The sequence below is a fragment of the Chromobacterium sp. INPA-IVC genome (assembly GCF_059047085.1).
Genome location: NZ_JBTNLS010000001.1, coordinates 104146 through 116832 on the forward strand (window position 1 = coordinate 104146; position 12687 = coordinate 116832).

Below are 12687 nucleotides of genomic sequence, written 5' to 3' on the forward strand. Positions count from 1 at the left end.
GCTGAGACAAGCCGGCGCAACCCAGCCTCCGGAATGTTGCCGGCCTTGCTCAGCGCAACGTTTCCAGCGCGCCGTCCTGCAGCAGCTTGCGGGCCACGATCATCCGCATCACTTCGTTGGTGCCTTCCAGAATCTGGTGCACGCGCAGGTCGCGCACGTGGCGCTCCAGCGGGAAATCCTGCAGATAGCCGTAGCCGCCGAACAACTGCAGCGCGTTGTTGGCGATATTGAAACTCAGATCGGTGGCCAGGCGCTTTGCCATCGCGCAATAAGCGGAGGCGTCGGCGCTGGCGTTGTCCAGCTTCCAGGCGGCCAGACGCACCATCTGGCGCGCAGCCACTAGCTCGGTCACCATGTCGGCCAGGCGGAATTGCACGGTTTGCAGTTCGGCCAGCGGATGGCCGAATTGCTGGCGTTCCTGCACGTAGCGCTGCGCGGCGTTGAGCGCGGCCTGGGCGGTGCCGACGGCGCAGGTGGCGATATTGATGCGGCCGCCATCCAGCCCCTTCATCGCGAAGGCGAAACCCTGGCCTTCCTCGCCCAGACGATTCTCCACCGGGATTTCGACATTGTCGAAGGTGATGGCGCGGGTGGGCTGGCTGTTCCAGCCCATCTTCTTTTCCTTTTTGCCATAGCTGACGCCGGGGGCGTCGGCCGGCACCACGAAGGCGGAGATGCCTTTGGGACCGGGGCCGCCAGTGCGGGCCATCACCACCAGCACCTGGGTGCTGCCGGCGCCGGAGATGAACATCTTGCCGCCGTTCAGCACATAGACTTCGCCTTTTTTCTCGGCGCGGGTCTTCAGCGAGGCGGCGTCGGAGCCGGCGCCCGGCTCGGTCAGACAGTAGCTGCCCAAGACTTCGCCGGTCACCATTTTCGGCACCCACTGCTCGGCAAGCTGCTTGCCGCCGAAGCTGGCGATCATCCAGCTGACCATATTGTGGATGGTCAGGTAGGCGGCGGTGGAGGTGCAGCCGGCGGCCAGCTCCTCGAACACGATGGCGGAGTCCAGCCGCGACAGGCCCAGGCCGCCATAGGCTTCCGGCGTGTACAGGCCGAGAAAGCCCATGTCGCCGCTCTTGCGGATCACGTCCAGCGGGAAGATGGATTCGGCGTCCCATTCAGCGGCGTGCGGGGCCAGCTCGCGCTCGGCGAAATCGCGCGCGCTCTGCTGGAAAGCGATCTGGTCTTCGTTCAGTTCGAAATTCATATTCCATTCCCAATCGGTAGCAGGGCGGACATGCGTGTCCGCCCTGCGGAAAGTCAACGCAGCGAGATGGTGGTGTGCACCTTGCCGCTGCTGGCCTCGTCGTCGAACCAGCGGCTGGTGACGGTCTTGGTCTGGGTGTAGAAAGCCACCACCTGCTTGCCGTAAGGGCCCAGGTCGCCCAGTTTGGACGCGCGGCTGCCGGTGAAGCTGAACAGCGGCACCGGCACCGGGATTGGCACGTTGATGCCCACCTGGCCGACGTCGATCTCTTCCTGGAACTTGCGCGCCGCCGCGCCGCTCTGGGTGAACACCGCGGTGCCGTTGCCGTTGGGGTTGGCGTTGATGATGGCGATGGCTTCGTCCAGCGTGTCGGCGGCCATCAGGCACAGCACCGGGCCGAAGACTTCCTGGTGGTAGATCGCCATCTCGGGTTTGACGCCGGAGAAGATGGTGGGGCCGACGAAGTTGCCATTGTCGAAACCGGCGACTTTCACGCCGCGGCCGTCCAGCTCCAGCTTGGCGCCTTCCTCGACGCCGCGGGCGATCAGGCTCTTGACGCGGTCCAGCGCGGCGCAGGAGATCACCGGGCCGAGGTCCGGATTGTCCTTGCCGGGGCCTACTTTCAGCCCCTTGGCCTTGGCCACCAGATCCGGAATCCATTGCTGCGCCTCGCCCACCAGCACCGCCACGCTGAGCGCCATGCAGCGCTGGCCGGCGGCGCCGAAGGCCGCGCCGGTCAGTTGGTTCAGCGCTTGTTCCTTGTTGGCGTCGGCCAGTACGATGGCGTGGTTCTTGGCGCCCATCATGCACTGGGCGCGCTTGCCGGACAGGGTGGCGCGCTGGTAGACGTGGGTACCGACCTTGGTGGAGCCGACGAAGGACACCGCCTTGATGTCGGGGTGGTCGCAGATGGCGTCGACGACCGATGCCGCGCCGTGCACCACGTTGAGCACGCCTTTGGGAATGCCGGCTTCCAGCGCCAGCTCGACCAGGCGCATCGTCACCATCGGGTCCTGCTCGGACGGCTTGAGCACGAAGGTGTTGCCAGTGGCGATGGCCATCGGGAACATCCACAGCGGGATCATGGCCGGGAAGTTGAACGGGGTGATGCCGGCGCACACGCCCAGCGGTTGCTGCACGGTGTAGGTGTCCACGCCGCCGGCGACGTTCTCGGCGTATTCGCCCATCTGCAGCGTGCCGATATTGGCGGCGTGCTCCACCACTTCCAGGCCGCGGAAGATGTCGCCCTCGGCGTCGGCCAGGGTCTTGCCCTGTTCGGCGGTGAGAATGGCGGCCAATTCCTTCATATTGTCGCGGATCAGCTGCTGGTATTTCAGGAAGATGCGCGCGCGGGCGCCGATCGGCGTCTTCTTCCAGGTCTTGAACGCTTCCTTGGCGGCGGCGACGGCGGTGTTCACCTCGTCGGCGGTGGCCAGCGGCACGCGCGCCAGCACTTCCTGGGTGGCCGGATTGACGATGTCGCGCCATTCCGTGGTTTTGGACTCGACGAATTCGCCGCCTATCAACAGCTTGATGTTGGGTACCGACTGGCTCATGGCACTGCCTCCTCTATATTGTTCGGGCTGATGGCGCTGCTCAGTTGTAGCTGTAGAAACCCTTGCCGCTCTTGCGGCCCAGGTGTCCGGCCTGCACCAGCTGGACCAGCAGCGGGCAGGCGCGGTATTTGCTGTCGCGGAACTCGCGGTGAAGGATGTCCATGATGGACAGGCAGGTGTCCAGGCCGATCAGGTCGGCCAGGGCCAGCGGGCCGATCGGGTGGTTCATGCCCAGCTTCATCACGGTGTCGATGTCCTCGGCAGTGGCCAGGTTTTCGTACAGCGCGAAGGCGGCTTCGTTGATCATCGGCATCAGCACGCGGTTGGAGACGAAACCGGCGCCGTCCTTCACCGTCACCGGGGTCTTGCCCAGCGCCTGGGATAGATGGAATACGGTGTTGTAGGCTTCGTCGCCGGTCTGCAGCGCGCGGATGATCTCCACCAGCTCCATCAGCGGCACCGGGTTCATGAAGTGCATGCCCACCACCCGTTCCGGATGGCTGACCCAGCTGGCGATGCGGGTGAGGGAAATGGACGAGGTGTTGGAGGCCAGCACGCATTTCTCGCCGACGGCGGCGTCCAGTTCGCGGAAGATCCGCTCCTTGATCTCGGCATTTTCGGTGGCGGCTTCCACCACCACGTCGCAGCCGGCCAGATCGGCCAGTTTGGTGGTGGCGCGGATGTGGGCGACGATGCCGGGGATGTTGGCCTCGGCGATCAGCTCCTTCTTGGCCATCCGCTGCAGGCTGATGTTGATGTTGGCCACGCCCTTGACCAGCGCCGCGTCGCTGACGTCGGCCAATACCACGTCGAATCCCTTCATCGCGAAGACCTGGGCGATGCCGTTGCCCATCGTGCCCGCGCCCACCACGCCGATTTTCTGGCTCATCTGTTTCTCCTGGACTGTTTGCTCTACTTTTGATCACGATAACTTGACGTTTACGTCAACGTCAACAGACAATGAACACAAAAGCACCTGACTGTGGCGCGCGTGGCCGCAGCGGGAAGATAAAGGGACAGACGCATGGGCGAACAGATTTTCAACATCACCGAACTCGCGCAGGAGTTCGACATCACCACCCGCGCCATCCGCTTCTACGAGGACCAGGGCCTGCTGGAGCCGGAGCGGGCGGGGCAGCGCCGCATTTACAACCGGCGCGACCGCGTGCGGCTGATGCTGATCCTGCGCGGCAAGCGCATAGGCTTGTCCTTGCAGGAGATACGCGAGCTGTTCGCGCTGTACGACGCGGCGCACGACGACGCGCCGCAGCTGCAGGAATTCATCCGCATTCTGGAGCGCAAGGAGCTGCAACTCCTTACGCAGATGGAAGACATCAAGGTGGTGCTGACCGAAATCGGCCAGTTGCGCGGCCAGTGCGAAAAGGCGCTGGGCAAGCGCGCCAACGGCCACAACCAAGCAAAGGAGCTGTGATGCAACAACAGGAAATCGTGATCGTGGGCATGGCGCGCACCGCCATGGGCGGCTTCCAGGGCGCGCTGTCCGGTTTGACCGCCAGCCAGCTGGGCGCCGCCGCGATCCGCGCCGCGGTGGAGCGCGCCGGGGTCGCCGCCGGCGACGTGGACGAAGTGATCATGGGCTGCGTGCTGCCGGCCGGCCAGGGCCAGGCGCCGGCGCGCCAGGCGGCGCTGGGCGGCGGCCTGCCGCAGGCCACGCCGTGCACCACCATCAACAAGATGTGCGGCTCCGGCATGAAGGCCGTGATGATGGCCCACGACCAATTGCTGGCCGGCAACGGCGGCGTGGTGGTGGCCGGCGGCATGGAAAGCATGAGCAACGCGCCCTATCTGATGCCCAAGGCCCGCGGCGGCTTGCGTCTGGGCCATGGCGAAATCAAGGACCATATGTTCCTGGACGGCCTGGAAGACGCGTACCAGAAGGGCACGCTGATGGGCGTGTTCGCCGAGCAGTGCGCCGAGAAATACGGCTTCAGCCGGCAGGACCAGGATGAATTCGCCATCGCCTCGCTGACCCGCGCGCAGCAGGCGATCAACGGCGGCCTGTTCAAGAACGAGATTGCAGCTGTCACGGTCCCGGGCCGCGGCGGCGACACCGTGGTGGATACCGACGAGCAGCCGCTGAAGGCCAATCTGGACAAGATTCCGACGCTGAAGCCGGCATTCAAGAAGGACGGCACCGTGACTCCGGCCAACTCCAGTTCCATCTCTGACGGCGGCGCGGCGCTGGTGCTGATGACGGCGGCCGAGGCGGCCAAGCGCGGTTTGCAGCCTATCGCCCGCATCGTCGGCCACAGCAGCCACGCCCACGAGCCGGGCTGGTTCACCACCGCTCCGGTGCACGCCATCGAGAAGCTGCTGTCCAAGACCGGCTGGAAGGCCGGCGAGGTGGATTTGTACGAGATCAACGAAGCCTTCGCGGTGGTGACGATGGCGGCGATGCATGACCTGAAGTTGCCGCATGAAAAGGTGAACGTGCACGGCGGCGCCTGCGCGCTGGGCCACCCGATCGGCGCGTCCGGCGCCCGCATCGTGATCTCGCTGCTGTCCGCCCTGAAACAGCGTGGCGGCAAGCGCGGCGTGGCCAGTCTGTGCATCGGCGGCGGCGAGGCCACGGCGCTGGCGGTCGAGCTGATCTAAGCGACTGCCGCGCTGACCGACGGGCCGCCGGGCATCCCCGCGGCCCGTTTGTTTTGGAACTTGCCTTGTCGTCGGCGATGGCGGATTTTGATAGAGTCGTGCCATGCTGGCGCGTCGCCGCCGGCTGCTTTATCATCGCCCGCCTTTAGCACCGTAACGAAAGCCGCCATGAACGATACCCTTGAAGCATTGCCGCCCGAGATCCAGCTGGACGATTACCTGGCCGAGCATAACGCCACCATCGTCACCACCGAGGGCAGCCATGCGGTATCGGTGCATGGCGAACTGGATCTGGATGGCCATCGCGTCCCGTATCACCTGGTGCCGGACGAGGGCTTTCTCGGCAAGAGCGGCAAATGGCGCAAGCTGGACGGAGCGGCGAAACTGGCGCTGGTGCGGGAGCGCTGGAACGACGCCGCGCGGCTGAAGCTGGAAGGCCAGCTCGCCGCCTGCGCGCGCGAAGTGTTCGCGGTGGATGGCATAGATCCGCTGCGCGCGCTCAGCGCCTTCATGGCCAAGTACGAGCGCGCCAAGGTGCGCTGCAATATCGCGCTGGACCGGGTGGCCGCCGCCCGGAGCCGGCAGAGCGCCGACAAGGCCGCCGCCAAGACCCGCGACGCGGTCAACCTGTCGCGCTATCCGGAATCGTTCGCCACCGCCTACGCGATGCAGCGCCACTTCATCGCGGTATTGGGGCCGACCAACTCCGGCAAGACCCACGCGGCGATGGAGCATCTGCAGAAAGCCAAGAGCGGCGTTTATCTCGCGCCCTTGCGTCTGCTGGCGCTGGAGAACTACACCCGTCTGCAGCAGGCCGGCGTCGCCGTCAGCCTGATCACCGGCGAGCAGCGCAAGCTGCACCCCGAGGCCACCCACGTCGCCAGCACGGTGGAGATGTTGAACCCGGAGCGGCAGGTGGAAGTGGCGGTGATCGACGAGATCCAGCTGCTGGACGACCCGGACCGCGGCGCGGCCTGGACCGCGGCGGTGTGCGGCGTGCCGGCGCAGACCATTTATCTGGTCGGCGCGCCGGAGTCGCGCGAGGCGATTGAATCGCTGGTTGCGCGCGTGGGCGGCACGCTGGAAGTGCGGACGTTGGAGCGCAAGACCGCGCTGCAGATGGACAAGGCGCCGCTGCTGTCGCTGAAGAATTTGCAGCCGGGGGATGTGTTGATCGCCTTCTCCCGGCGCGAGGTGCTGAACTGGCGCGACAAGGTGATCGAGCAAGGGCTGACCGTGTCGGCTATCTACGGCAACCTGTCGCCCGAGGTGCGGCAGGCGCAGGCCGAGCGCTTCGTCGCCGGCGAAACCCAGGTGGTGGTGGCCACCGACGCCATCGGCATGGGTTTGAACACCCCGGCCCGGCGCATCATCTTCACAACCGCCAGCAAGTGGGACGGCTACGCGGAAGGCATCGTCGCCGCGCCGCTGGCCAAGCAGATCGCCGGCCGCGCCGGCCGATTCGGTAAGCATGAAACCGGTTACGTCGCTGGTTTCGACGGCCTGACCCACAAGACCATAGGAGCGCTGCTGCGCCAGAAAGCGGAGCCGTTGCCCAACAATGGCTTCTTCGTCGCGCCCAGCCTCAAGTATCTGCAAGCCATTTCCCAGGCGACCGGAGAGGCCAAGCTCAAGCCCCTGCTGGGCTTGTTCGCCAAACACATCAATGTGCACGATGAATTCTTCCTGCCGGCTAATTTGTCCGACCAGATGGAGAAGGCGGAATGGCTGGATAGCCTGCCTCTGAGCCTGGCGGACCGCTTCACTTTCAGCCTGTGCCCGGTATCGACCAAGATTCCGATGCTGGACAACGCGCTGCATGACTGGGCCGAGCAGCGCGCGCGAAGCAAGACCGCGCCGCTGTTGCGGATGATGGGAACCGGCGGCCGCAACGAGCTGCAATACCTGGAAGACAGCTGCAAGTTGTACGCTGCTTATGCCTGGCTGGGCTACCGCATGCCGGACACCTTCCCGGACGGCGAAATGGCGCAGCTGCTGATGCAGAGCACATCCGAGCGCATCGATGCGCTGCTGCAGGCTCAGAACGCGCAAAAGAGAAAGAGCCGGGGAGGGCGCGAACCGATGAGGCGTAAATCCGGGGCGGGGCGCCAGCGCTGAATGGAAGCACTTGGCAGCCGGCATCCATTCGATGCCGGTTTGCTTGTTTGAGGCAAGGCGCAGCCTATCTAGCCGATAGCGCAGGTGGCGGGCTGATCTCCAGGCAATAGAATGCCGATTTGATTCTGTTTCCCCGAGTCCATGGCGAGCCGGGAGGCCTCCCTCGGCGGGTTTGGAGCATGGCAGGTTTCAGGTTATGTCATTTGATCCTAAGCGGTTCTGCGAGATGCCGGGGCAGGCTGCCGCAGGAATTTGATTGCAAGGAGATGGCTATGCAGATCGCCCCGTTGCCTGCCGATGAGAATGAGCGCGTGGCCTCATTGCGCCGCATGCAATTGCTTTCCACTCCGGACGAGGAGGTTTTCGATCGCATCGTGCGGATCGCCAGGCGGATATTCAATACGCCCATCGCGTTGATTTCCCTGCTGGACGAGAATAGCCAGTGGTTCAAATCCTGCATCGGCATGCCTGTGCGGGAAACGGATCGCAATACTTCGTTTTGCTCGCATGCGATCCTGAGCGACCGGCAGCTGATTATTCCGGACGCGCGAAAGGATGAGCGGTTTTCCGATAATCCGGTTGTCACCGGGAGCCCGCCGGTCATTTTTTATGCCGGCCGCTCGCTCAAGAATGCCGAAGGCTATCGCGTGGGCACCCTTTGCCTGGTGGACCATCATCCAAGAGCATTCTCGGAAGAGGACCAAGCGATGTTGCATGACCTGGGCTGCCTGGTGGAGCTGGCATTCCACAATCGCCAACTGAGCGGCTCGCAGCTTGAGGTCATCACGGAGCTGGATCAGGTGCGCCGGAAATCCATGCTGGATGCGATGTTGAATGTCTGGAACCGGGAAGCCGGCATGGAGATCCTGCGGCGAGAGATCGCTCGCGCGGAGCGGGAGGCGAGCAACTTGTCGCTGCTGATGGTGGATTTGGATTATTTCAAGCAGATAAACGATAAATTCGGCCATCCCTGCGGCGACCTGGCCTTGATCGAGTTCGCCAAGCGCATTCGAGCTGGCCTCAGGCCATACGACTCGGTCGTCAGGTATGGCGGTGACGAGTTCATGGTGATATTGCCGGGCTTGAGTTTGGCAGATGCCCAGGAAAGGGCGCAGTCCATTCTGGATGTCGTGCTGCAGTCTCCATTGGCTACGGATCAAGCTGATTTGACGTTATCGGCCAGCATCGGCGCGGCCTCAGTCGGCTTTGTCGGCCATGCGTTTACCGGGGACGCGCTGATCAGACAGGCGGATGAGGCTTTGCTGAGCGCCAAGCGGGCAGGGCGTGGACGGGTAGAGATTTTCAATGTCGAGAGAATGCGTTGAAGCCGGATGAGCGCCTCGCATTGTCGGAGATGGCCGGCGCTGGTCCGTTTTGACGGACGGATGCCGAAAAGACAAAACCCCGCAAACGCGGGGTTTTGTCTTTGTCCTGCGCGGCGGATCAGGCCGTGGTGGAGATATTGGTGCTGGATACGCTGGGCTGCAGCAAGGACTGGTTGGTCTGGTATTGCGATACCGCCAATTGGCCGCTGCTGTTGCGCCGTTGGGCCTGCTCGACCGGCTGGGTGGCTTGAGCCGCGGGCTCGGTCGCGGTTTGGGCTGGCGTCGGCGCCGGGGGCGTCTGGGCGGTTTGCTGCTGCTGCGTCGCAGATGCCTGCGCCGTATTCTGCGTAGCCGCCGGGGCCTGGGTGGTGACATTGTTATTGGCGGCGGCGTTGTTGCCGGCGCCGGCCGCAGCGTTGTTGGCTGCAGCGGGAGGAGGATTGCCGTTTACGGCCGGCGCGGCCGCTGCGGCCGCTGCCGGCTGCGGCGCGGTGGCCAGCGTGGCGCTGCTCACGGGCGCGGCTGCGGTGGATGCCGCGGCGGTTTGCTGGGTCGCGGTGGCTTGCTGGGCGGCGGCAGCCTGTTGGGCAGCCTGCTGCGCCTGGCCGCTGGTCAGTTGCTGCTGCAGCTGTTGCTCCACCCGGGCCGAATCCGGGTTTTGCCGGACAGCGGTCTGGGTTTGCGGTTCGCTGGTGGCTTGTTGAACGGCGGTTTGGCCGTTGTCCAGCGAGGTCTGCACTTGCCGGGTGTTTTGCCCGGCATAGAGCGTTTGCGCGGCGGGGTAGCCTACGCTCGCGATATTTGCCATGGCTAGGGTCCCAATGTTCCTATATCGCTGATATTAGAACATTTTTCTTATTTTGATAAGGTTTTTTCCTGTCTAGTCGAACAGTACCAGTTGCAACATCCGCTGGGCCAGGGCATCCACATCGAGCTCGCCGTCGCGCCGATACCATTGCACGGTCCAATGCAGGCTGCCCAGCAGCGTGCGGCGCAGCAGCCGGGTGTCTTGTTTGACCATGCCGGCGTCAGCGGCCTCGTCCAGCACCTGCTGCCATAGCGTTTCGTAGCGGTCGCGCAACACCACCAGGCCGGGCTTGGCCGACTCCGAGACGCTGCGCCATTCGTACAGCATGACCTCCAGCGCCGCCTGGTTGTCGCCCAGCAGCGAATGGAGATGCACGCGGAACAGGGCGGCCAGCTTCTCGCGCGTGTCGGTTGCGGCGGCGAGGGCGGTGGCCAGTTGCTCGGTGGTGCTGGTGATGCCCAGCGCCATCACCGCCACCAGGATCTCCTCCTTGGTGCGGAAATGGTAGAACAGGCTGCCGGACTGCATGCCGACGGCGCTGCCCAGGTCGCGCACCGTCGTGCGTTCGTAGCCCTGATCGCGGAACAGGATGGCTGCGGCGCGGATCAGCTCCATGCGCCGGCTGTTTTCTTCGGGAGGGCGGGTGGATTCCACGGCGCTCATGTCAGTCCTGTGCGAGGGGGACGAGGGAGGGGAGCAGCCGCTGCGCAGCCTGCCACACCAGTTCCGGCTGCATTTTTTCCAGGCAGTCGGTGTGGCCGTACGGGCAGCTGCGCTCGAAACAGGGGCTGCAGTCCAGATTCAGCGACACGATCTCCGCGCGCTGAGACAGCGGCGGCGTGAAGTCGGGGCTGGAGGAGCCATACAGCGCCACCAGCGGCTTGTCCATCGCGGCGGCCACATGCATCAGCCCGGAGTCGTTGCACACGGCCAGCTTGGCCAGTCCCATCAGATCTATCGCTTCGTCAAGGCCGGTGGCTCCGCACAGGTTGACGGCGGCGCCGCCGGCCAGCCGCGCGATGTCGTCGCCGATCTGCTTGTCCTTGGCTGAGCCGAACAGCCACACCGCGTAGCCGGCGCCCTGGAAGCGCTTGGCCAGCTCGGCGAAGTGGCGGGCGGGCCAGCGCTTGGCCGGACCGTATTCCGCGCCGGGGCAGAAGGCGGCGATGGGCCGCGAAACATCCAGGCCCAGCTTGGCCGCGGCCTGGCGTTGGACGGATGGGGTGGCGATCAGCTGCGGATTGGGAATGGGGCGCGGCAGCGGCTGATTGCGGCCTTCCGCCAGCGCGCAGAAGCGCTCCACCATCATCGGCAGTTCTTGCTCGTCCAGCTCGCGGGCGTCGTTGAGCAGGCCATAGCGCGATTCGCCGAGAAAGCCAGTGCGCAGCGGGATGCCGGCGAACAGCGGAATCAACGCCGATTTCAGCGAATTGGGCAGCACGATCACCTGATCGAAGCGCTCGCGCGCCAGGTGGCGGGCCACCTTCCAGCGTTCGACCAGACGCAGCGCGCCGTGGCCGAAGGGGTTGAGGTGGGACTGGGCCACTTCCGGCATCCGCGCCAGCAGCGGCAAGGTCCAGGCCGGCGCGAACACGTGCAGCTCCAGCCCAGGGTGGCGCTGATGCAGGCGGCGGTACAGCGGCTGGGCCATCACGCTGTCACCGACCCAGGAGGGGCCGATGACCAGGATTTTCTTCTTCATGCGGTATTTCCGGTTCCAAACCCAAGCCGGCTGCTCGGTTCAGCGCGGCTTGGGTTTGGCGGCGGCAAGCAAAAAAGGTGTGGCTCTGGCCACACCCTTTGCCATCGAGGCCGGCTGCGGGCTCAGTGATGGTGGCCGACGGGGCCGACCAGCTTGTACTTGGTGCCGCAGTACGGACAGAGGGCTTCGCCGGTCTTGTGCACCGGCAGGTAGACGCGCGGATGCGAGTTCCACGCCTTCATGTCCGGCATCGGGCAGTGCAGCGGCAGGTCGTGCTGGGTGACTTCGATATAGCGTTCGGTGTTTTCTTTCTGTTCTGCCATGGTCATTCCTTGTTGCGGCAAGCGGGTGTCCGAAATGCATGTGCCAGCAGGCCGGCTGTGACCGGTCGCTGCTGGCGCGCAGTGCGGATATTACCCGTTTTATTTCACGTATGTGAGCCAGTGTTCGTGTTCGGCGTCCAGGCCCTTGACGATGTTGAAGTAGCGCTTCTGGATTTCGGCGGTGATCGGGCCGCGGCTGCCGGCGCCGATCGGGCGGCGGTCCAGTTCGCGGATCGGGGTCACTTCGGCCGCGGTGCCGGTGAAGAAGGCTTCGTCGGCGCTGTAGACTTCGTCGCGGGTGATGCGCTTCTCGATCAGCTCCAGGCCCATTTCCTTGGCGATCTGCACCACGGTGTCGCGGGTGATGCCTTCCAGCGCGCTGGTCAGGTCCGGAGTATAAAGCTTGCCCTTGCGGACGATGAAGATGTTTTCGCCGGAGCCTTCGGCGACGAAGCCGTCAACGTCCAGCAGCAGCGCCTCGTCGTAGCCGTCGGCGGTGGCTTCGTTGTTGGCCAGGATGGAGTTCATGTAGTTGCCGTTGGCCTTGGCCTTGCACATGGTGATGTTGACGTGGTGGCGGGTGAAGGAGCTGGTCTTCACGCGGATGCCTTTTTCCAGGCCTTCCTCGCCCAGGTAGGCGCCCCACGGCCAGGCGGCGACGATCACCTGCACGTCGTTCTTCATCGGCGCCACGCCCAGCTTGCCGGAGCCATAGAAGGCCATCGGACGGAAATAGCAGGACTTCAGATCATTGGCCTTGACCACGTCCAGATGGGCCTGGCTGATTTGTTCCGGGCTGAACGGCAGGGCCATGCCCAGGATCTTGGCGGAGCGGAACAGGCGTTCGGTATGGTCCTGCAGACGGAAGATCGCCGGGCCTTTCGGGGTTTCATAGGCGCGCACGCCTTCGAACACGCCCATGCCGTAGTGCAGGGTGTGGGTCAGCACGTGGGTGGTGGCGTCGCGCCAGTCCACCAGTTTGCCGTCATACCAGATATATCCGTCGCGATCAGCCATCGACATCTCAGT

At 64.5% G+C, this 12687-nt stretch carries 12 protein-coding genes; 4 read left to right on the top strand and 8 right to left on the bottom strand.

Features of this window, described 5'->3' with window-relative positions; genetic code table 11:
• Positions 1 to 49: 49 nt before the first annotated feature.
• Genes ACX17K_RS00500 through ACX17K_RS00510 form a run of 3 tightly spaced genes read right to left on the bottom strand, consistent with a single transcriptional unit; the run spans position 50 to position 3655 of the window.
• Positions 50 to 1210, bottom strand: coding sequence for an acyl-CoA dehydrogenase family protein (locus ACX17K_RS00500; protein WP_493773236.1), 1161 nt, complete (start codon positions 1208 to 1210; stop codon positions 50 to 52).
• Between the two features lie 53 nt (positions 1211 to 1263).
• Positions 1264 to 2766, bottom strand: a complete 1503-nt coding sequence (locus ACX17K_RS00505; RefSeq protein WP_493773237.1) for a CoA-acylating methylmalonate-semialdehyde dehydrogenase — start codon at positions 2764 to 2766, stop codon at positions 1264 to 1266.
• A 40-nt stretch (positions 2767 to 2806) separates the two neighbouring features.
• Positions 2807 to 3655 (bottom strand): 3-hydroxybutyryl-CoA dehydrogenase, encoded by an 849-nt coding sequence (locus tag ACX17K_RS00510; RefSeq protein WP_493773238.1) that lies wholly within the window; start codon positions 3653 to 3655, stop codon positions 2807 to 2809.
• Between the two features lie 135 nt (positions 3656 to 3790).
• Here ACX17K_RS00510 and ACX17K_RS00515 point away from each other — a divergent pair, with 135 nt between their 5' ends.
• From ACX17K_RS00515 to ACX17K_RS00530, 4 genes are all read left to right on the top strand, one after another.
• A complete protein-coding gene (locus ACX17K_RS00515) occupies positions 3791 to 4198 on the top strand; it encodes a MerR family transcriptional regulator (protein ID WP_070978159.1) in 408 nt (135 codons plus the stop codon).
• Positions 4198 to 5382 (top strand): acetyl-CoA C-acyltransferase, encoded by a 1185-nt coding sequence (locus tag ACX17K_RS00520; RefSeq protein WP_493773239.1) that lies wholly within the window; start codon positions 4198 to 4200, stop codon positions 5380 to 5382. Before ACX17K_RS00515 ends, ACX17K_RS00520 begins: the two co-directional genes overlap by 1 nt.
• A 168-nt stretch (positions 5383 to 5550) precedes the next feature.
• On the top strand, positions 5551 to 7500 hold the full coding sequence (locus tag ACX17K_RS00525; protein WP_347372221.1) for a helicase-related protein: 1950 nt from the start codon (positions 5551 to 5553) through the stop codon (positions 7498 to 7500).
• 272 nt (positions 7501 to 7772) lie between these two features.
• Positions 7773 to 8825, top strand: a complete 1053-nt coding sequence (locus tag ACX17K_RS00530; protein WP_493773240.1) for a GGDEF domain-containing protein — start codon at positions 7773 to 7775, stop codon at positions 8823 to 8825.
• 118 nt (positions 8826 to 8943) lie between these two features.
• Here ACX17K_RS00530 and ACX17K_RS00535 read toward each other — a convergent pair whose 3' ends face one another.
• From ACX17K_RS00535 to ACX17K_RS00555, 5 genes are all read right to left on the bottom strand, one after another.
• Positions 8944 to 9633 (bottom strand): hypothetical protein, encoded by a 690-nt coding sequence (locus tag ACX17K_RS00535; protein WP_493773241.1) that lies wholly within the window; start codon positions 9631 to 9633, stop codon positions 8944 to 8946.
• A 72-nt stretch (positions 9634 to 9705) separates the two neighbouring features.
• Positions 9706 to 10296 (bottom strand): TetR/AcrR family transcriptional regulator, encoded by a 591-nt coding sequence (locus ACX17K_RS00540; RefSeq protein WP_493773242.1) that lies wholly within the window; start codon positions 10294 to 10296, stop codon positions 9706 to 9708.
• A gap of 1 nt (position 10297) precedes the next feature.
• Complete coding sequence (gene waaF / locus ACX17K_RS00545) at positions 10298 to 11335, bottom strand: lipopolysaccharide heptosyltransferase II (protein ID WP_493773243.1); 1038 nt, start codon at positions 11333 to 11335, stop codon at positions 10298 to 10300.
• Positions 11336 to 11457: 122 nt separating this feature from the next.
• A complete protein-coding gene (locus tag ACX17K_RS00550) occupies positions 11458 to 11658 on the bottom strand; it encodes a zinc-finger domain-containing protein (RefSeq protein ID WP_021475366.1) in 201 nt (66 codons plus the stop codon).
• A 99-nt stretch (positions 11659 to 11757) separates the two neighbouring features.
• On the bottom strand, positions 11758 to 12681 hold the full coding sequence (locus ACX17K_RS00555; protein WP_046155762.1) for a branched-chain amino acid transaminase: 924 nt from the start codon (positions 12679 to 12681) through the stop codon (positions 11758 to 11760).
• Between the last annotated feature and the right edge of the window lie 6 nt (positions 12682 to 12687).